The sequence below is a fragment of the Paraburkholderia sp. 2C genome (genome assembly GCF_054589215.1).
In genome coordinates, this window is record NZ_BAAILL010000026.1 from 68,172 (window position 1) to 87,401 (window position 19,230).

General features: G+C 64.6%; 13 protein-coding genes. 8 read left to right on the top strand and 5 right to left on the bottom strand.

Annotated features, from left to right (window positions below; translation table 11 throughout):
- The first annotated feature begins 27 nt into the window (after positions 1-27).
- Positions 28-207, top strand: coding sequence for a hypothetical protein (locus tag ACYPXD_RS06190; protein ID WP_459708627.1), 180 nt, complete (start codon positions 28-30; stop codon positions 205-207).
- Here the strand turns inward: ACYPXD_RS06190 and gmd are convergent.
- Positions 192-1,235 (bottom strand): GDP-mannose 4,6-dehydratase, encoded by a 1,044-nt coding sequence (gene gmd, locus ACYPXD_RS06195; protein ID WP_459708629.1) that lies wholly within the window; start codon positions 1,233-1,235, stop codon positions 192-194. The two genes, ACYPXD_RS06190 and gmd, sit on opposite strands and share 16 nt — an antisense overlap.
- A 645-nt stretch (positions 1,236-1,880) precedes the next feature.
- Here gmd and ACYPXD_RS06200 point away from each other — a divergent pair.
- The 3 genes from ACYPXD_RS06200 (at position 1,881) to ACYPXD_RS06210 (ending at position 8,361) form a co-directional block, all read left to right on the top strand.
- Complete coding sequence (locus ACYPXD_RS06200) at positions 1,881-4,142, top strand: NHL repeat-containing protein (protein ID WP_459708739.1); 2,262 nt, start codon at positions 1,881-1,883, stop codon at positions 4,140-4,142.
- Between the two features lie 128 nt (positions 4,143-4,270).
- A complete protein-coding gene (locus tag ACYPXD_RS06205; RefSeq protein ID WP_459708631.1) occupies positions 4,271-5,749 on the top strand; it encodes an oligosaccharide flippase family protein in 1,479 nt (492 codons plus the stop codon).
- Positions 5,746-8,361, top strand: coding sequence for a glycosyltransferase family 4 protein (locus ACYPXD_RS06210; protein WP_459708633.1), 2,616 nt, complete (start codon positions 5,746-5,748; stop codon positions 8,359-8,361). Before ACYPXD_RS06205 ends, ACYPXD_RS06210 begins: the two co-directional genes overlap by 4 nt.
- A gap of 31 nt (positions 8,362-8,392) precedes the next feature.
- On the opposite strand, the gene ACYPXD_RS06215 is transcribed toward ACYPXD_RS06210, so the two are convergent.
- Entirely contained in the window at positions 8,393-9,613 is a 1,221-nt protein-coding gene (locus ACYPXD_RS06215) for an acyltransferase family protein (RefSeq protein WP_459708636.1), read from the bottom strand.
- Between the two features lie 782 nt (positions 9,614-10,395).
- On the opposite strand from ACYPXD_RS06215, the gene galU reads away from it, so the two are divergent.
- Positions 10,396-11,289, top strand: a complete 894-nt coding sequence (galU, locus tag ACYPXD_RS06220; RefSeq protein WP_459708638.1) for a UTP--glucose-1-phosphate uridylyltransferase GalU — start codon at positions 10,396-10,398, stop codon at positions 11,287-11,289.
- A 257-nt stretch (positions 11,290-11,546) separates the two neighbouring features.
- On the opposite strand, the gene ACYPXD_RS06225 is transcribed toward galU, so the two are convergent.
- Positions 11,547-12,695 carry a glycosyltransferase family 4 protein gene (locus ACYPXD_RS06225; RefSeq protein WP_459708640.1) on the bottom strand — a complete coding sequence of 383 codons (1,149 nt, stop codon included), beginning with the start codon at positions 12,693-12,695 and terminating at the stop codon, positions 11,547-11,549.
- 345 nt (positions 12,696-13,040) lie between these two features.
- On the opposite strand from ACYPXD_RS06225, the gene ACYPXD_RS06230 reads away from it, so the two are divergent.
- Positions 13,041-13,994 (top strand): glycosyltransferase family 2 protein, encoded by a 954-nt coding sequence (locus tag ACYPXD_RS06230; RefSeq protein WP_459708642.1) that lies wholly within the window; start codon positions 13,041-13,043, stop codon positions 13,992-13,994.
- A 75-nt stretch (positions 13,995-14,069) separates the two neighbouring features.
- Here ACYPXD_RS06230 and ACYPXD_RS06235 read toward each other — a convergent pair whose 3' ends face one another.
- Positions 14,070-14,729: a phosphoribosyltransferase gene (locus ACYPXD_RS06235; protein ID WP_459708646.1), complete on the bottom strand. Its 660-nt coding sequence runs from the start codon at positions 14,727-14,729 to the stop codon at positions 14,070-14,072.
- A gap of 393 nt (positions 14,730-15,122) precedes the next feature.
- Here ACYPXD_RS06235 and ACYPXD_RS06240 point away from each other — a divergent pair, with 393 nt between their 5' ends.
- Positions 15,123-15,389 (top strand): DUF6723 family protein, encoded by a 267-nt coding sequence (locus tag ACYPXD_RS06240; protein WP_459708649.1) that lies wholly within the window; start codon positions 15,123-15,125, stop codon positions 15,387-15,389.
- Positions 15,390-15,482: 93 nt separating this feature from the next.
- Here the strand turns inward: ACYPXD_RS06240 and ACYPXD_RS06245 are convergent, their stop codons facing one another.
- Entirely contained in the window at positions 15,483-16,862 is a 1,380-nt protein-coding gene (locus ACYPXD_RS06245) for a cation:proton antiporter (protein ID WP_459708653.1), read from the bottom strand.
- A 239-nt stretch (positions 16,863-17,101) separates the two neighbouring features.
- Here ACYPXD_RS06245 and ACYPXD_RS06250 point away from each other — a divergent pair, with 239 nt between their 5' ends.
- Positions 17,102-19,159, top strand: coding sequence for a hybrid sensor histidine kinase/response regulator (locus tag ACYPXD_RS06250; RefSeq protein ID WP_459708656.1), 2,058 nt, complete (start codon positions 17,102-17,104; stop codon positions 19,157-19,159).
- The last annotated feature ends 71 nt before the right edge of the window (positions 19,160-19,230 follow it).

Here is a 19,230-nt window from a genome sequence, read left to right on the forward strand (position 1 = left end):
GGGTACGTATGCCGCTTACGTGGAGTGATGTTCGTCCTGCTGGCGTCGCGCAAGGTCGTGTACGAGCATTACCGCGCGCACGGCGGTGTCTCAATGCGAGAGCGCAAGGCGCGCGCGGCAGGCGTTGCCGGGGCAACGCCTGCGCATCGGGCGTGCGTGGAAAGCGCAGCGAACCGAAACGGCGCGGCCGCTCAGAACGTCTCGTGAATCCGGTTACGCGCGATATCGGCGTTGACCATCATCTGGCACAGCTGTTCGAGCGTGGTTTGCGGTTCCCAGCCGAGCTTCGCCTTCGCTTTATCCGCGCAGCCGATCAGCAGATCGACCTCGGCCGGCCGGTAGAACCGCGGATTGATGCGCACCAGCGTGCGGCCCGTGGCGACGTCGATGCCGGTCTCGCTCTGGTTCCTGCCCGACCACTCGAGCTGCGTGCCGGCCGCCGCGAAGGCCATCTTCACGAAGTCGCGCACGGTCTCGGTACGGTTCGTCGCGAGCACGAAGGTGTCCGGTTCGTCGACCTGCAGCATGCGGTGCATGCCGTCGACATATTCGAGCGCGAAGCCCCAGTCGCGCTTCGCATCGAGATTGCCGAGTTCGAGCACGTCGGCCTTGCCGAGATGGATCTTCGCCACCGTATCGGTGATCTTGCGCGTGACGAATTCGCGTCCGCGCAGCGGCGATTCGTGGTTGAACAGAATGCCGCTCGTCGCGAAGATCCCGTAGGACTCGCGATAGTTGACCGTGGTCCAGTGCGCGAACAGCTTCGCGACGCCGTACGGGCTGCGCGGATAGAACGGCGTGTCCTCGCGCTGCGGGATGGCCTGCACCATGCCGAACATCTCCGAAGTCGACGCCTGGTAGTAGCGCATTTTCGGGTTCACGGCGCGAATCCCTTCGAGCAGATTCAGCGCGCCGACGGCGGTGACCTGCGCGGTGGTCGCGGGCTGGTCGAACGACACGCCGACAAAGCTTTGCGCGGCGAGGTTGTAGAGCTCGTCGGCCTGCGCGGATTCGAGCAGGCGCAGCGTCGAGCCGAGGTCGGTCAGATCGTGCTCGACGAGCCTCAGATTCGGATGGTCGAGCACGCCGAGTTCTTCCATGCGCCAGAAGTTCACCGAGCTCGTGCGCCGGTAAGTGCCGGTCACCTGATAGCCCTTGCCGAGCAGCAGCTTGGTCAGGTAGGCGCCGTCCTGGCCGGATACGCCGGTAATGATGGCTTTGCGTTGGGTCGTCATCGTTTGCCTTTCTCGTTGCCTGGAATCCGGTACGTGCGTCGTTTGATGCGCGGGTAGTACGCGCGCCGCGGCGGGCCGCCAGATCGGCAGGCCTCGCGGTCAACGCAACAGTGGCCAATGTGGCCACTTATTCTAGAAAGAGAAAATGGATGAAAAAATTGGAAGGAAAACGATTATTCATCGACACTGCGAACCAATCGACGCGATCCCGCAAAAGTGTGCGCGCTCAGCGCCCGGCGCGCGCGCGGCTAACCTGAAACGCCCGCCGGACAGCGATGCTGCGGACGCGACGCGAAAGGTAAGATGTACGGGCCGGTATTTGTCTGGCAAAAGCTACGGATTACGAAAGGCCTGATAGCCGCATTTTCGTCCGCAAGTTAAATGTGATGGGCGCAATATACCGGTTAATCGCCGCTTCAATTTGCGCTGAATTATTTTGAATTTTTTGGATTTATTTTACGCACGCCCTTTCCGCTTAATCTGAAGCGCGGACTTCCCTGCGGCTTCGGCGCTCTCGCGCGCCGTTTTGCGGCGTTTCATGCGCCGCTCCTCGAACGCAGCATCTTTCATTCATCAAGCAACCCGGCGCGGCGGCGGCCGCATGGTGGGTCAGCCCCGGGTTCCGACTGTGGAGAAGTGCCTTTGATCCGAGCCCTGTTTGCCGGAGCGCTTTGCGTTTGCGCGTCATTGATCGCGATTTCAGGCGCATGTGGACAAGACCGCGGACAAAACCGCGGGCAAGACCCCGCACAGGAGTCGCCAGGCGGCGCGGCCGCACTCAGCGCACAAACCTCGTGGATCGGCAACACGTTCGGCTACGGCGACGGAACCTGGACGCAGATCAACATGACCGCGATCGCGGTCGCGCCCGACGGCAAGGTCTATACCGATGCGCCATGGGACGAAAGCGGCGCTGAATCGGGTGTCTATCAGGACGGCAAGATGCTTGGCTACGCGAACGGTACGCATGGTTGGGGCAACGGCGGCGGCAACGCGGTCGCGGTCAACCGTCGCTATGCGTTTATCGCGGTGAGCGTCAATACCGAACGCGATCATCTGATCGGCAAAGGCGTATGGCCGCAGAAAGGCCATATCTGGTATGGCGTCTCGCGGCGCGAGATCGGCGACCCGCAGCGCACGGCGCCGTTCCAGCCGGTCGCGAACGCGACCGATCCGCGCGCGCGTCTCGCGGCGAGTCTCGCGATCGTGAGCGACGTCGCATGGAACGTTCATAACGAAGTGACGGGTCTCGCCGCGAACGACAAGGTGCTGTACGTGGCGACCGCGGCGCTCGACCGCGTCGATATCTACGATCCGGATTCGATGATGCGCAAGGGCTCGTTCAAGGCGCACGAGCCCGGTCATCTCGCGCTTGCGCCCGACGGTTCGCTGTGGGTGCTGACCGATACGCTGTCGGGCAAGTCGCAGCTCGCTCATTACTCGGCGAGCGGCGAGAAACTCGACGACAGCTTGCCGCTGCCATCGGACAGCGTGCCGGCCGACGTCACGGTCGATGCGCAGGGCCGCGTGCTGGTCGCGGACAACGGCCCGCGCCAGCAGGTGCTGTTCTTCAGCCGCCAGAACGGCCGTTATACAGCGTCGGGCTCGCTGGGCGAGCGCGGCGGCATTTTCTCGGGCGTGGCCGGACGGCCGGGCCCGCAGCGTTTCAACGGTCTGACCGGCGTCGGCGTCGATGGGCGCGGCAATATCTATGTGTCGACCAACGGCATCGGGCCGAACTTCTCGCCGCCGGGCTCCGGGTTCGGCGCCGCGCTCGGCGCCGGCCTCGGCGCCACGCTCGAGAGCTATGCGCCCGACGGCAAGCGGCTCTGGCAGGTTCAGGGCCTGCTCTTTGTCGACGGCGCATGGATCGATCCCGCGCGCCCGAACAGCGTCTATACCGGCAACAAGCGTTTCGAACTCGATCTGTCGAAGCCGGCCGGCCAGCAGTGGACCTACGTCGGCTTCCTGTCGAACCGCTTCAAGTATCCCGAAGATCCGGTGTTCCATACCGACCAGTGGCCCGGCATGCCGATCGCGCGGCAACTGAAGGGCCACACGTTCCTCTATCTCACCGACATGTACGCCGATCACCTGAAGATCTACCGCTTCGACGCGGCGCGTGACGGCGAGACGGCGATTCCATCGGCCTTCTTCGGCGGGCGCGGCATGCGCGACCCGAAGGCGATTCCGGCCGCGCCGCCGGGCGGCGACTGGATCTGGCGCGACGCGAACGGCAACGGCCGCTTCGACGACGGCGAGTTCGCGCGCAATACGACGGGCAAGCGGCTCGTCGGCGGCTGGGGCTGGTGGGTCGATACGGCCGGCGACGTCTGGCGCACGGTCGATTCGCACGGCATCTATCGCTTCCATTTCGGCGGCCTCGACAAGGCGGGCAACCCGATCTACTCGTACGACGACATGCAGGCGTACGACGTGCCGGCGCCGTTTACGCAGGCGCAGCGCGCGATCTACGACGCGTCGACCGATTCGCTCTACGTAACGGGCTATACGGAGGACACGCCGCCGCAAAAGCAGCAATGGAAGGAAGTCGGCCGCGTGCTCGTGCGTTACGACAAGTGGTCGAGCGGCAAGCCCGTTGCGCGTTACACGATGAAGCTGCCGTGGGATACGAATGCGAAGCCGATTTTCACGATCATCGGCCTCACGGTGGAAGGTAAATACATCTTCGCGGTCGAGCCCGCGGGCGTCGTGCATGTGTACGACAAGGACAGCAGCAAGGAACTCGGCGTGCTTCGCCCGGGGCCGGAAGTGGGCCGCGCATCGGGCTGGGTCGACGTGGCGAACGGTGTCAGCGCGGCGCGGCGCAGCGACGGCGAGTACCTCGTCTTCGTTGAGGAAGATGCGCGCGGCAAGGTGACGATGTACCGCTGGAAGCCATCGTAATGGTGCGGTGCGCTGCTTGCTGGAACAGGCTGGCGTGACGATTTCTTCGTGCCGCACAAGACGGGCGGCGCCGATTCTTAAATGCAAGGATTTGCACGTGCGTCGACGGCTGACGCGAAGGGTACCGGATGGACAAAAGCATCCTGAAGAACGTAGGGATCAACTTTATCGGCCTGATCCTGCCTACGTTCGTCTCGCTCGTGACCGTGCCGGCGTATATCAAGGCGCTCGGCGTCGAACGGTACGGCGTGGTGAGCCTCGTCTGGGTGCTGATCGGCTACTTCGGCATTCTCGATCTGGGCATGAGCATGGCCGCGCAGAACCAGATCTCGAAGGCGCGCGCGTCCGCGGACAAGGAAGAATGCGCGCGCGTGTTCTGGAGCGCGACATGGCTCAATCTCGGGACCGGCGCGATCGGCGGTCTGCTCATCTATTTCGGCACGTTCATCTATACGGCGTACTTCTCGAAGGTGCCGCCCGAACTGCATCACGAAGTGATCAGCGCGCTGCCGTGGCTCGCGCTCGCGATTCCCATCGCGAACGTGTCGTGGGTGTTCGCCGGTGCGATCAGCGGCGCCGAAAAGTTCGGCAGCTACAACACGAACCAGACCATCGGCACGTTCCTGTTCCAGTTGCTGCCGCTCTTCGCCGCGTGGTGGATCGCCCCGACCTTGCCGAACGTGCTCGCAGCCGCCGTGGCGGCGCGCATCATCGCCGCGCTGATGCTCGGCCGCTCCGCGTTGAGGGTGCTCGAGATCCGCAAGATCCTGCCGCCGCAGTTCGGTGTCGCGAAAGGGCTCTTCAGCTTCGGCGGCTGGATGCTCGTCACCTCCACGCTGCAACTGGTGGGCGATTCGATGGACCGCGTGCTGGTCGGCTCCGCGCTCGGCGCGCGTTTCGTTACCTATTACTCGGTGCCGCAAAACCTCGTCTGGCGTCTCGGCGTGATACCGAGCGCGATGATGCGCACGCTGTTTCCGCGCCTGTCCGCGCTCAATCGCGAAAACGCGGACCGGGTGCTGCGGCAGTCGATCGAATTCCTGAACGGCGTGTTCACGCCGGTCATGCTGGTCGCGATGCTCGTGCTCGAGCCGTTCCTGCATCTGTGGGTCGGCAATGAAGTGGCGAGCGCGGGTGCGCCGGTGGGCCGCATTCTGATCATCTTCGTCTGGCTGACGGGCCAGTCGAACCTCGCACGCATCATGATTCAGGCACAGGTGCATCCGGCCGTGGCGGCGCGCGTGAGCATCATCGAAACGCCGCTGTTCGCGGGCGCGATCTGGGCCGGCGTGCATTACTTCGGGCTGACCGGCGCGGCGATCGCGGTGGCCGCGCGCGGCTTCTTCGATTACTTCGTCCTGCTCAGGCTGTCGCGTGTGCACGCGCGGCCGATCGTCATCGATATGCTGCCGCACCTCGCCTTTCTCGTGGCGGCGCTGTGGATCGCCACGATCGCCACGACCATCCCGCTCGCGGCCGCGGCGGTCGTGCTGATGACCGGCGCGAACGTTGCATGGTCGCTGACGATGACACCGGCGTTGCGCGATCTCGCGCGCTCCGTGCTCGGCAGGCTCTCGAGACTGTATTCAAGGAAGAGCGCATCATGAACCACGATATCGCTGAAGACACGCGGCTGCCGAACCCGACGCGCACGCTCGCGCAATCCGCCGCCTCGACGGTTCCGTCGGTACCGCTGGCGGGCGCGGGTCAGGCCACGCTCGACCGGCCGGCGACGGTGCCGACGTTGCGCCCGACGGCGTACCCGGGGCACGCCGCGCAACGCGTGCGCGTGGCGATCGTGCACGACTGGCTCGTCACCTATGCGGGTGCCGAGCGCGTGCTCGAGCAGATCATCGCGTGTTTCCCCGATGCGGACCTGTTCGCGCTGGTCGACTTTCTCGAGGACCGCAGTTTCATTCGCGGCAAGCCGGTCACGACCACCTTTATCCAGAAGCTGCCGAAAGCGAAAACGAAGTACCGCTCGTATCTGCCGCTGATGCCGCTCGCGATCGAGCAGCTCGATCTTTCGGCATACGACGTGGTGATTTCGAGCAGCCATGCGGTCGCGAAGGGCGTGCTGACCGGTCCCGACCAGGTACACGTGAGCTATGTGCATTCGCCGATCCGCTACGCGTGGGATCTGCAGCATCAGTACCTGAACGAATCGAAGCTGACGGCCGGCCCGAAGTCGGCGCTCGCGCGCCTGATCCTGCATTACATCCGCAACTGGGACGTGCGTACGGCCAATTCGGTCGACTCGTTCGTGTCGAATTCGGACTTTATCGCGCGGCGTATCCGCAAGGTCTATCAGCGCGAAGCGGACGTGATCAACCCGCCGGTCGACGTGGAAGCGTTTTCGGTGCTGGAGGAAAAGGAAGACTTCTATCTGACCGCGTCGCGCATGGTGCCGTACAAGAAGATCGATCTGATCGTCGAAGCGTTCGCGAAGATGCCGCAGCGGCGCCTCGTCGTGATCGGCGACGGGCCCGACATGCAGAAGATTCGCGCGAAAGCGGCGGACAACGTCGAGATCATGGGTTATCAGCCGTTCGCGGTGCTGCGCGACCGGATGCGCCGCGCAAAGGCCTTCGTGTTCGCCGCCGAAGAGGACTTCGGTATTTCGGTCGTCGAAGCACAGGCATGCGGCACGCCGGTGATTGCCTACGGCAAGGGCGGCGCGCTTGAAACCGTGCGCGATTGGTCGGATCCGCATCCGACCGGCCTTTTCTTTGACGAGCAGACGGCCGAGTCGATCATCGCCGCGGTTGAAAACTTCGAGATGCAGTCGGCGCCGGGGCTCAGTCCAGGCGTGAATCCGGGTGCAAGTCCCGGTTCGGGACCGGGTGGAAGTCGTTTTACGGCCGCGGATTGCCGCGCGAGCGCGGAGCGCTTTTCGGCGGCGCTGTTTCGCGAGCGGTTCTTCGCGCACGTGCGGTCGCGCGTGCCCGCGTTGCACGGCGCGACGCTGCCGCCCTACGATCCGCCGCCAAAGGGTGCCGCCACGAATCCGACGTCGTCGCTGCGCGTGCTTGCGGTCGACCAGAGCGGCGTGCTCGGCGGTGCGGAGCTGTCGCTGCTCGAAATCGTCAAGTCGCTGCGCGCGCGCATGGACGTCGTGCTGTTCGACGACGGTCCGTTTCGCGTGGCGCTGGACCGCGCGGGCGTGCCGGTCACCGTGCTCGACGCAGGCGCGACGCGCGACATGCGCAAGCAGGGTGCCTCGCCGCCGCTCGGCCGCGCGCTGAAAAGCGTCGGGTCGCTCGTGCGCGCGACCGCCGCGCGAGCGCGCAACAACGACGTGATCTATGCGAACACGCAGCGCTCGATGGTGGTCGGCGTGCTGGCCGGCAAGCTGGCGCGCAAGCCCGTGGTCTGGCATCTGCGCGACATCGTCAGCGCCGAGCATTTCGGCCGCCGGCAGCTTGCAGTGATCAAATGGTGCGCGCGCTTCGGGCTGGCGCATGTGATTGCGAACTCGGGCGCTTCCGCACGCGCGTTCAGGCAGTTGACGAATTTCGCCGACGACAAGGTCGACGTCGTGTTCAACGGCATCGCGAGCGGGCCGTTCGATGCGCTGCGCGACACGCCGCAAGCGGTCGTGCGCGCGCGCCTGAGACTGCCGGGCGAGGCGTTTCTGGTCGGCTCGTTCAGCCGCCTCGCGCGCTGGAAGGGACAGCATGTGCTGCTCGAAGCGCTGGTTCTGAACCCGCGGCTGCACGCGGTATTCGTCGGCTCCGCGCTGTTCGGCGAGGATGCGTATGAGGCGGAACTGCGCGCATTCGTCGCGCAGCACGGGCTTGCGGAGCGCGTGCATTTCCTCGGCTTCCAGCACGATATCGCGGCCTGCATGTGCGCGATGGACGTCGTCGCGCACACGTCGATCACGCCGGAGCCGTTCGGGCGCGTGATCGTCGAAGGCATGCTCGCGCGGCGGCCGGTCGTCGCGGCGCGCGCGGGCGGCGTCACCGAAATCGTCCACGACGGCGAGAACGGCATGCTCTGCGAACCGGGCGACGCCCGTGCGCTCGCGGAGACGCTCGCTGAATTGCAGGCGAACCGGACGCTGCGCGAGCAGCTTGTCACGCACGGCTACCAGACCGCGATCGACTCGTTCGGCACGGCGGCGTATGTCGATGGGGTCGAGCGGATTCTGAAACGGGTCGCGGCACAAGGGCAGCGCGAAGGGCGAGGGCAGGCGGCGCGGAACAAGGCTGCTTGAAGTGAGGAAGCTGGGCGAGGCGGCTGGGCGATCAGGCAACCCGCACGCCCGAGCCTTCCACCTTCGCGCGCGGCTTCGGCTTCAGGCTGGCCGACCACTTCATGGCCGGCAGCTCGACGAGCCGGTAGAACAGATACGCGGCCGGAATCGCGACGCACATATAGCCGAACGACGGCCAGATCGACATCTGCAGCTCGGAGCGGTAGATCAGCGACGACAGCAGCACGAAAATCGGCAGGTGGATCAGGTAGAGCGAGAAGCTGAAGTCGCCGAGGCGCGACAGCAGCCGCATCGGCGCCGACTCTGCCGTGCGGCGGGTTTCGAGCGCCTTGTACAGGTAACACGCGAAACCGATCGCCCACAGCTGGAATGCGAGGTACTGGCCGACGTAGAACGCGGCGCAGCCCGCGAGCGTGAACAGCGCCGCGAGCCCGTACCAGACCGGCGCCGAACGCGGCGGCCGCACGCGCGTCGCGCCGGCCTGCGCTTCGGCAATCCATGCGCCGAGCGTCCACGAGAACCAGTACGACGGGAAGAGCTGGATATCGTGCCGCTCGAGCACGAGCGCCGACACGATATTGACGAGCGCGACGCCAAGCACGATCGCGTTCATGCCGAAACGGCGGCGCAAGGCGAACAGCAGCGGGTAGACCGCGTAGAACTGCACTTCGAGCGACAGCGTCCAGAGCGCGCCGTTCGATCCATACGTATGGCCTGCGGCGCCTTGCAGCGAGAACAGGTTGACGAGGAACGGATAGAGGCCGATCTCGCGAATCTTGTGGTTGACGGGCGGCAGATGCAGGCTGACTGAATCGAGCGCGAGCGTGAGCAGCAGCGCGGCGAGCAGCACCGGATAGATGCGCGCGAAGCGGCGCATCCAGAAATTGCCCGCATCGAGCCGGTAGCGCGGATCCTGCGCGAGCCTGAATGCGGCGCCGCGGTGGATGCAGTAACCGCTGATCACAAAAAAGATTGGCACACCTGCGGAACCCCAGGCGATCGGAAACGTCGCATAGGCAACGAGCGAACCCGGCGCGAGCGAGGTGCCGACGGCGTGGTGAAAGCTCTGCATGCCGACCCACACCACCTGGCGGCAGTGGAAGTAAGCGACGAGCAAGGCGGCGAATCCGCGCATCGCGTCGATCACATGCTCTTTGCCCGCGCTTGCCACATGCGCATTGCCGGAAGGCGCGGCGGAGAAGGTCAGCGATCGTCGGGTTGCCGTGTCGGCATTCAGAGCGGTGTCGCTCATGCGGTCCTCGTTACTGCGTGCCGGCACGGTGGCACGACAGGTGAATGAAAGCGGTGCGCGCGGTATCGAGTTCGGTGTCGATAGCGGAGCTATCGATGCACGGCATCGGCGCGGCGGGCATGGCTTGGACCGCATGCGAGCCGCACGTTCCTATGCTAATGCACCATGTTTGAAATAAAAGCGATAAAAAAGTGCTGGAAAATATGCGCAATTGATCTACAACGGTCACTGTCACGGGAGTGTCAAGATTAAATATTGCGGGTAAATACTGTTCGCGTTATCCACTACTTTTTTTGTGATAACTTGGACTGGCCAAATTCTTGACGAGGGGGTTGTCAATGAGCGTACATGTGCTGGCTGGAGTTGTCGTCCTGCTTGTGCTGGTAGCAGTCTCGGCATACCGTGAAGCGTTGCGCAACGAGCCAATCGGCCGTTTTCGCATCAACCCGGGGAAGCTCCCGCAGTTCGATGAAAACGAAGAATCGGCTCTCCAATAATTTCCGATTCAAAGCCGGCGGTCGGCAATATTTACAGTATTGTCAACTGTCGGCTCCCGTTTATGCAGCATGCAAAACCGCGTTATCCGTTTTAATGAGGACGGCTTCGGTAAATCTGAGAAAGCCACTCGAAGAAATTAGCGTGTCTTTAACGAAAATCCGATTATTTTTCCGCTACGCTTCTTTCACACCAGATTTGCCGCCGGGTCTGCGCGGACGCGGGTGGACGCCTCGCTCCGGGAACTGGCGGTTGTCAACGTCATCAACCGAGTGGGAATGCATACCATGCTGAAAGTCACCAAAGCCGTGTTTCCCGTGGCGGGTCTCGGCACGCGCTTTTTGCCTGCCACCAAGGCGAGTCCGAAGGAAATGCTGCCGATCGTCGATAAGCCGCTGATCCAGTACGCGGTTGAAGAAGCGATCGAAGCCGGCATCACCGAAATGATCTTCGTGACGGGCCGCAGCAAACGCGCGATCGAAGATCACTTCGACAAGTCGTATGAGATCGAAGCGGAACTCGAAGCACGCGGCAAGGAAAAGCTGCTGGAGCTCGTGCGCGGCATCAAGCCGGCCAATGTCGACTGCTTTTACGTGCGTCAGGCCGAAGCGCTCGGCCTCGGTCACGCGGTGCTGTGCGCCGAGAAGCTCGTCGGCGACAGCCCGTTCGCGGTGATTCTCGCGGACGACCTGCTGCACAGCGAAAAGCCCGTCATGAAGCAGCTCGTCAACGTGTTCAATCACTATCACAGCTCGGTGGTCGGCGTCGAAACGATCGCGCGCGAAGATAGCCGTTCGTACGGCGTGGTCGAAGGCCGCGAGTGGGAAGAGGACGTGATCAAGCTGTCGGGCATCGTCGAGAAGCCGGCCCCCGAAGTTGCGCCGTCGAACCTCGGCGTGGTGGGACGCTACGTGCTGATGCCGACCATCTTCCGCCATATCCGCGCGCTCAAGCCGGGCGCAGGCGGCGAACTGCAACTGACGGACGCGCTCGAATCGCTGCTGACCGAAGAGCAGGTGCTCGCGTATCGCTATTTCGGCACGCGCTTCGATTGCGGCAGCAAGCTCGGCTACCTGAAGGCGACCGTCGAATTCGCGCTGCGTCACCCGGAAGTGCGCGCCGAGTTCGAGGAGTACCTGCAAAGCTATCTGCCCGCGCATCTTACGGCCGCGGCCGCCTGATTGGCCGCGCCGCCGTTGCTTCGCACCCATCTCGCCGCGCTCGGCCGCGTCAGTCACCGCCGGGCCGCCGCGCGCGGCTGGCGCCGCAGCCGCAACGCGCGTATGCGCATCACGCGTGCGCGGCGGCGCGCGCCGTGTCGCTAGCGCCCGCAGGGTGAAATCGTTGAAACGAGCGTAGGGCGGCCGCGCGTGCGGGCCGCCCGGTCATGCGGGTACTTCGGTTTGCGGCACTTCGGTTCGCGGCACTTCGGTTCGGTTCACGAGCCGACCAGCACCCGTTGCGCGTCGTGCGGCACGGCGACGGATCGAAAGACTTCGAACACGCGCCTCGTGTTGGTTCCCGCATTGAATTCGTGCACGGCCTTTTCGTAACTCGCGTGGCGCATCCGCGTGCGCATCGCGGGGTTATCGATCAGCGCGCCCAGATACTGACGCAACGCGTGTCGATCGCCCGGTGCGATCAGAAAGCCGTTGCCGTCATGGTCGATCATTTCCGGAATGCCGCCGATCCGCGTGCCGATCAAGGCGAGCCCGGAGGCGGCCGCTTCCTGGAACACCATGCCGAGCGCCTCGGCGTGGCTCGTCATGACGAAGATTTCGGCTTCCTCATAGAGACGGTGCCACTCGGGCGTATAGGACGAGACGCCGCGATGAACGAACACGGACTCGCCCGAGGGCACGTTCGTGTCGTTCGTCATCAGATGAAGCTCGGCCCGGTGCGCGAAATGCTCCGAAAACACGGCGATCAGATCGTCGCCGCCTTTTCGACGGAATTCATTGCCGACAAACAGGATTTTCGGTTTCCTGACGGAACCCGATTCGAATTGCGGTCGATGAAAAGCTTCCTTCAATACGCCAGGCGTGATGACCGACACGCGCTCCGGCGCGATGCCGTGCTCGTTGATCACGGAATCGCGGGCCCAATGGGAAAACGCGACGATATGCGCCGCCTGTTCGAACACATGGCGCTCCATCAGCACGTTCGGGCGATACGTCCACTCGGGGCCGGAGCCATGCTCGCGCATCAGCTGGAACGCGGTCATGTCGATCGTGATGACCGTCGGAATCGACTTCATCAGGCCTACGCTGCCGAACGCCGCGGTTTGCGTGTGAAAGTGCAGCACGTCATAGTCTTTCTGATGGGTCTTTCTGCGCGCAAGCCTGGCGCCCATCTTGCCCGTGGCCCACTCGGCGCGCGCGCGCCGGAAGTCGAGATTGCGCCGGTTCAGCTTCGGCACGCGGAATTCAGCCACCTTTCGCACGACCTTGGTCATGGTGGAGCGCTCGTCGTCGACCCAGAACGAGTCGACATGGACATCGGTTTCGACAACCGAAGTGTCGCGAATCAGTTTCGCGTATGTCTTATGACCGACCGCACGCATCTGGATAGACAGTACTCCAGTCATGTGTTTATCCATATAGAAATTACCGCGAGTCAATTGATCGTGCCGCGTAATAGTTTCCCGGCTTTCAACGAGCTGCAACGAGCTTCAGCCTGGGTTCAGATTCAGTACGGTCCGCCGGACCGCCCAGCGGATGGTTCGAGGCACGCGGCGCAAGGCTTTCCGGCAATACCGCGCCGAGCTTAGTTTATGTAAAAAATAAAGCGATCGATAAAAGAAAAAATAAACAAATTGTTGCTTTTATTGACGCACTCCCATGATCGAACCATACTCACCCACGCCGATTTTTATAGCGGAAGCGTAATTCGGCAGTGGACAACGGCTTGATGAAGCATAGGGGTCGCATTCATGACAACACGAACGAAGGTTTCGATTTGCCTGCCGACCTACGAGCGCCCCGAGCTTATCGGGCAATGCCTCGATTCATGCCTGTCGCAAACGCACGCGAACATCGAGGTGCTGATCGGCGACGACTCGAAGGACGACCGCACGCGCGCGCTGATTGACGCGCGGTATGCGGCCGATCCGCGCGTGCGCTACTTCAGGAACACGCCTTCGCTCGGCCAGGCGCGCAACGTCGACAGCCTGTTCGCGCGTGCGACCGGCGAGCGGATTCTGCTGATTCACGATGACGATTTCCTCGTCGGGAACGCGGTCGAACGCATGCTTTCGGCGTGGAGCGCGTATCCGGACGTTCAGGTCGCGTTCGGCGACCAGTACGTGACCGATGCACGCGGCACGGTGCTGCCGGCGGCCAGCGCGCATCTGAACCGCGCCTATCACCGCACCCGCGAGGTGGCCGGGCTGCAGCCGCAGCCGGGGCGAACCGGGCTGGTGCAGATGTTCCCGAATAACGGCTGGATGGCCGACGCGGATCTCGTCAAGCGCATCGGCTACCGCGAACAGAACGGCGTCGCCTGCGATTACGTGTTCGGCACGGAGATCTGTCTCGCGGCGAAAGGCGTGGTCTACCTGAACGAGTACGTGTCGTACAACCGGCAGACCGAGGTGTCGATCACCACGACCACACGCACCTCGACCAGCGCGTCGACGCTCGTCGCGTACAACTTCCTCAGGGCACTCGCCTTGCCGCCGCAACTCGAGCCGGCGCGCCGCATTGCGCTGCGGCGCATGGTGCCGATCGTCGTGTCGATTCACGCGCGCAATCATGCGCCGCTCGAGAGCCTCAAGATCGCGCTTTCGCATCTGTCCGCATACAACTACGGCTTCAGCCGGCGGCTTTACTTTCATCTGCTGATTATGGCGAAGTCGTTGCTGACGCAACGCAGAAGCGCGTTCTGAGCCACGGCACCGGCGCGTCGCTCAACACGGGCGAGCGCGGCCGATGTTCGACAGCCGTGTTATCGGAAGGATGCGTTATAGCGTGTCGCGCGGGCCGACCTGTGCGAGCAGCGCGCGCACATCGTCATCGGTGGTCTCGCTGAAGTCGGCGTAGAACTGGCCGACCGCATAGAAGTTCGCCGGCGTCAGCACGCAGACGAATTCATCGATTTGTTCTTCGAGCCTTTGGGCGGCGCCGGGCGGCGCGACCGGCAGCGCGGCGACGATTTTGGCGGGCCGGCGCGCGCGCAATGCGCGCACCGCCGCTTTCATCGAGGCGCCGGTAGCGAGGCCGTCGTCGACCACGATCGCGACGCGGCCTTCGATTTCAAGCGGTATCCGATGCTGCGCGCGGTACGACTGCTCGCGCCGCTCGAGTTCAGCGCGCTCGCTCGCAAGGACGCGATCGAACGCGGCCTGCGGCAAGCCGATCTCGCGCACGAGCGCGGTGTCGACATAGAGCGCGCCGCCCGATGCAATCGCGCCCATCGCGAGCTCGGCCTGCCACGGCACGCCGAGCTTGCGGACCACCAGCACGTCCAGCGCCACACCGAGCGTGCGCGCGACTTCGAAGGCGACCGGCACGCCGCCGCGCGGCAGCGCGAGCACGACGACATCGTCGCGATGCGCGTAGGCGTCGAGCAGACCCGCCAGGGTGCGGCCGGCCTCGGCGCGATCGGTAAAGGCACGCTCCATGATGCTGTGCTCCCGTCGCTGCGATGAATGACAGTGTGCCACGCGCGCAGCCGGGCGGCGGATGCGGAATCACGGCGGTTCGGTCTGCCAGGATCACCGATCGTGCCTGTCGCGCGTTGCAAACATACGCGATCGATGTAACTTTTCGCGCAACTTTCCCCTGCCTCGGCCGACGCCTGCGGAGGCCTGCGTCCGGTCAGCGCGCGCAGGCCGCGGCGCCTGCCGAAATGCGGCGCATCCGGCACTCCCGACGCTCCGGACGCGTTCCCCGACGGGACTTTCGAGCGCGCCGCACACAGGCACATCGCTTGCGGTCCCTTTGCAAAGCCCTTTCTGCCGGCGGGTCGCCGGCGTACGTATCGGATGCGGAGCGGCAACATGACGAGGCCACGGATGATTTTCCCCAAGTCGCGAGACCCCGCGACTGCGCGTGCCGGATCGACAACGGACTATGAGATCTACGCAACTTATCGGCGGACGACGGAGGGTGCTTTTGTCGGACTGCTGAAGGTGGTGCGCAAGACCGATGGACGGTTGCTGTTTCCGTTCGCCGGTGCGCCCGATATCGGCCCGTTCGACAGCGGCCGCGAGGCGCGCGAAGCCGCGCAGCGCTACGGCGAAAACGTCGTGACCGGCGATCTGCAGAACCCGGAGGCCTAGCCGCCACGCGCGAAGGCGTACCGCGGCGCACAAGCCGTTGCAGCCTGCTGCTGTTCACCATGTCCACTTTGCCGCGCACGCGCCATCGACGCGTCATGGCTCGCGCGGCGCGCGCAAATAGCGGTCGAGCAGCAACGTCGCGGACACGCCGTGCAGCAGCACCGATCCGACGATCGCGGCCATCACGACCGCAAGCGCCGCGTCCTGCGCGACGCGCTGCAGCCGCTCGATCGCAAACAGCAGGTAATAGAACGCGCCGACGCCGCGTATGCCGAGCCATCCGGCGAGGAGCCGCTGCGGCCAGGTCGCGCTCGAACCGGCCAGCGCGACGAGCGTGCAAAGCGGCCGCACGACGAACAGCAGGGCGAGCGCGGGCCAGATCGCGTGCCATTGCAGCAGCTCGCGCCAGTGCGCGGAGACGACGCTGCCGATCAGCAGCATCAGCACGAGTTCGACGGTCTGTTCGATCTCGACCGCGAACGCCATCATCGATTCGGCGATAAACGCGTGCGCGAGTTCCGGCGTGCGCGCGGCCTTGTCGCGCTCGCCGTGCTCGACCTTTTCGAGCGCCGCGGTGGGCGCCGTATGCTTGCCGGTCGCGCGCAATTCCTGATGGCGCAACGAAACCCCGGCGACGAACACCGCCACGAACGCATAACCATGCAGCAGTTGCGCGGCGCCGTAGCACGCCGACATGAGCCCGAGCGCGAGAAAGCCTTCGACGCCGAGCGCGAGATCGAAACGCATCCGCAAGCGCGTGACGAGCCCGACGACCCCCGCGCCGAGCACCCAGCCGATCGCGAGCGCGCTGGCGACGCCCCATACGACGCTCGCCGTGAAGCCGGTGAAGCTGACGATCTGACTGCTCGCGCTACCGCCGATGCTCAAGCCGCCGAGGTTGATGCCGCTTATGCCGCTCGTGCCGCCGATTTCGACGCCGCACAGCGCGAGGCCGAGCAGCATGAAGGGCCACGCGGCGCCGTCGTTGCACCCGCCTTCGCCGGACAGGGCGAAGCGCAGCGGCTCGGAATCACCGGCCGCGCGCGGGCGCAATTCGTTGGCCAGCACCGGATCGGTCGGCGCGAGCGCCGCCGCGACGATCAGCGCCAGGCCGGGCGCGAGGCCCAGTCCGTAGTACCCGATCGCGGTCATCGCGGCAATCGTCAGCAGCATCGCGCCGACGCCGAGGCGCAGCGGCAGCCACCATAGCCGGTCGCGCAGCGGCACGCGCAGATGCATGCCAATCGCGAACAGCGACACGACGAGTCCGGCCTCGGTGACGATGCGCAGCACCGACGCGCCGCTCGTGACATCGAAGGTCAAGAGGCCGGTGCCGGTCGGGCCGAGCACGAAGCCGACCACCAGATAAACCATCGCGCCCGTCATCGGCAGATGCGCAATCAGCTTGCGCGCGAGCGCCATGGCGATCAGTAAGCCGCCGATAATCAGATACCACGTCGCTTCGTGGGTCATGAGCGCGTTAGGCCTCAGTTGGAAGATGCGATGCAGGAGGGGGCGGTAAGCGTGGCGCGAAGTCTGCAAGCAAGGGCCGTACCGCTCGCATGCCGCTTACGGTCGGGATGCCGGGCAGTCAGGACTCAAACGACTGACGAATATGTCGTTTGCCGGAAACACGTTTCGCATTCGTCAAAATACGGACCGGCTGAGCGTGATATGTTCTACAACTTGACGCAACATCGCATGACACAGGGTTGAACACGACAATAGCGCCCGAAGCCGGGCCATATGCGGATCTCGCAGTCCACATTCGCTTCAAGCGCTGGCGCATTACCCGCCGCTGGCTGCGCGCGGTCCGCTCCGACCCGTCGATCGAACCGGCCGACCGGCTGACGAACCGGCAGCTGATCGATCTGCTCCCGCAGCTCTATGGCGAGATCTGCTCCGCGCTGACCGCGGTGCCGAACTCCGCGCTCAATGCGCGGATCGATTTCGATGCGCGTCAGTACGCGCGCAAGCGCTGGATGCACGGCTATCAGCTCGACGAGCTCTATCGCGAGCTCGATCTGCTGCAGGTCAGCGTGCAGCACGTCGTGCGCGAATATTTCGCCAGCACGCTGTCGCCGCGCGCCGAGCAGGCGGGCGCGCATCAGATCATCGAAAGCTTCTTCAGCGCGACCATACACGGCGCAATCCGCCAGTTGCTCGACGAGCAGAACCAGCGCATCGGCGCGTCGCTGCGCGAGCGCGACCGGGCGCTCGCGGCGCGTCAGGAAAGCGACGAGCGGCTGCGCATCGCCGCGGGCGCGGCGGGCCTCGGCATCTTCGAATGGAACGCGGCGACGCGCTCGGGCGTCTGGGAAAACGCGCGCATGTATGAGATTACCGGCCAGCCGATCGACGCCGGGCCGCTGTCGAACGAAGACTTCATGCGCAATTTCATGCATCCGGACGATGGCGCCGCGTTCGTCGAGCGCTATCGGGCCGACGAGCAGGCGCACCGGCCGTTTCATATGGTATTTCGCGCGTTTCGCATCGGCGACCGCGCGCTGCGCGTGCTCGAAATGCATGGGCGCTTTCGCTACAACGCGCAGGGCGTGCCGCATTCGTTCGTCGGCACGCTGGCCGATATCACGGCGCGCGCCAATGCGCAGGAAGCGCTCAAGGAGGCGGACCGGCGCAAGGACGTGTTTCTCGCCACGCTCGCGCACGAGCTGCGCAATCCGCTCGCGCCGATTCGCAATGCCGCGCATGTGCTCAAGCAGGACAGTGAAGACCTGCCGCCGAAAATCCGCTGGGTGCAGGCGGTGCTCGAGCGGCAAAGCCATCACCTGTCGCATCTGATCGACGATCTGCTCGACGTGTCGCGCATCACGACCGGCCGCATCAATCTGAAGCGCGAAGTGCTCGACCTGCGCGACGCGATCGGCCGCGCGATGGAAATCAACGGGCCGGCCGCCGAGCAGCGGCGCCACCGCATTTTTCTGAACACGCGCGCCACGCCGATTCCGGTCGATGGAGACCGCACGCGCCTCACCCAGATTCTCTCGAATCTCGTCGACAACGCAATCAAGTACACGGACGACGGCGGCGAGATTCATATCCGCGCGGAAGTCGTGAACGGCCGCGCGCGCGTCGCGGTGAAGGACAGCGGCATCGGCGTCGCGGCCGCCGAACTGCCGGCGCTGTTCGACCTGTTTATGCAGGCGACGCCGCCCGCGGGCCGCGCGCGCGATGGTCTCGGCATTGGCCTGTTCGTCGCGCGCAAGCTGATCGACATGCATGGCGGCACGATCTCGGTGGCCAGCGACGGTGTCGGCAAGGGCTGCGAATTTTCGATCACGCTGCCGCTCGCGGCGGCGCCGGTGCCGGCCGGCACCGATGCGCCGCTTGCCGATGGACATTACGCGGTCGAGGGCGGATACCCGGACGCGCCCAAACGACGCCTGCGCATTCTGATTGTCGACGACAATCGCGACGCGGCCGAGTCGCTTGCGCTCGTGCTCGATATGCACGACACGCGCACGGCGGCCGACGGTCCGTCCGCGCTCGCGCTTGCCGGGCAGTTCGATCCCGACGTCGCGCTGCTCGATATCGCGCTGCCGGGCATGAGCGGTCACGAGATTGCGCGGCATCTCGCGGCGCAATCGCAGCGCGTGTGCCCGGTGCTGATCGCGCTGACGGGGTTTAGCCAGCCCGAGGATTTCGCGCGCTCGCGCGCATCGGGCTTTGCGCATCACCTCGTGAAGCCGGTGAGCCCCGATGCGCTGATCGATCTGATGCACACGATCGCTCGCACACGGCGCGCGTAGCTTTCCTCCGGATTGGGCCACGGCGTATTCATATCGGGCGCCTGCCGTCATTCGACTCTATGCGCCATGCA

Excerpts from the sequence above, each read along its gene's own strand:
- ACYPXD_RS06215 (WP_459708636.1), bottom strand. The coding sequence starts at position 9,613 with ATGAGCGACACCGCTCTGAATGCCGACACGGCAACCCGACGATCGCTG.
- ACYPXD_RS06210 (WP_459708633.1), top strand. The coding sequence starts at position 5,746 with ATGAACCACGATATCGCTGAAGACACGCGGCTGCCGAACCCGACGCGC.
- ACYPXD_RS06230 (WP_459708642.1), top strand. The coding sequence starts at position 13,041 with ATGACAACACGAACGAAGGTTTCGATTTGCCTGCCGACCTACGAGCGC.
- gmd (WP_459708629.1), bottom strand. The coding sequence starts at position 1,235 with ATGACGACCCAACGCAAAGCCATCATTACCGGCGTATCCGGCCAGGAC.
- ACYPXD_RS06225 (WP_459708640.1), bottom strand. The coding sequence starts at position 12,695 with ATGACTGGAGTACTGTCTATCCAGATGCGTGCGGTCGGTCATAAGACA.
- ACYPXD_RS06245 (WP_459708653.1), bottom strand. The coding sequence starts at position 16,862 with ATGACCCACGAAGCGACGTGGTATCTGATTATCGGCGGCTTACTGATC.
- ACYPXD_RS06190 (WP_459708627.1), top strand. The coding sequence starts at position 28 with ATGTTCGTCCTGCTGGCGTCGCGCAAGGTCGTGTACGAGCATTACCGC.
- galU (WP_459708638.1), top strand. The coding sequence starts at position 10,396 with ATGCTGAAAGTCACCAAAGCCGTGTTTCCCGTGGCGGGTCTCGGCACG.
- ACYPXD_RS06235 (WP_459708646.1), bottom strand. The coding sequence starts at position 14,729 with ATGGAGCGTGCCTTTACCGATCGCGCCGAGGCCGGCCGCACCCTGGCG.
- ACYPXD_RS06205 (WP_459708631.1), top strand. The coding sequence starts at position 4,271 with ATGGACAAAAGCATCCTGAAGAACGTAGGGATCAACTTTATCGGCCTG.
- ACYPXD_RS06240 (WP_459708649.1), top strand. The coding sequence starts at position 15,123 with ATGATTTTCCCCAAGTCGCGAGACCCCGCGACTGCGCGTGCCGGATCG.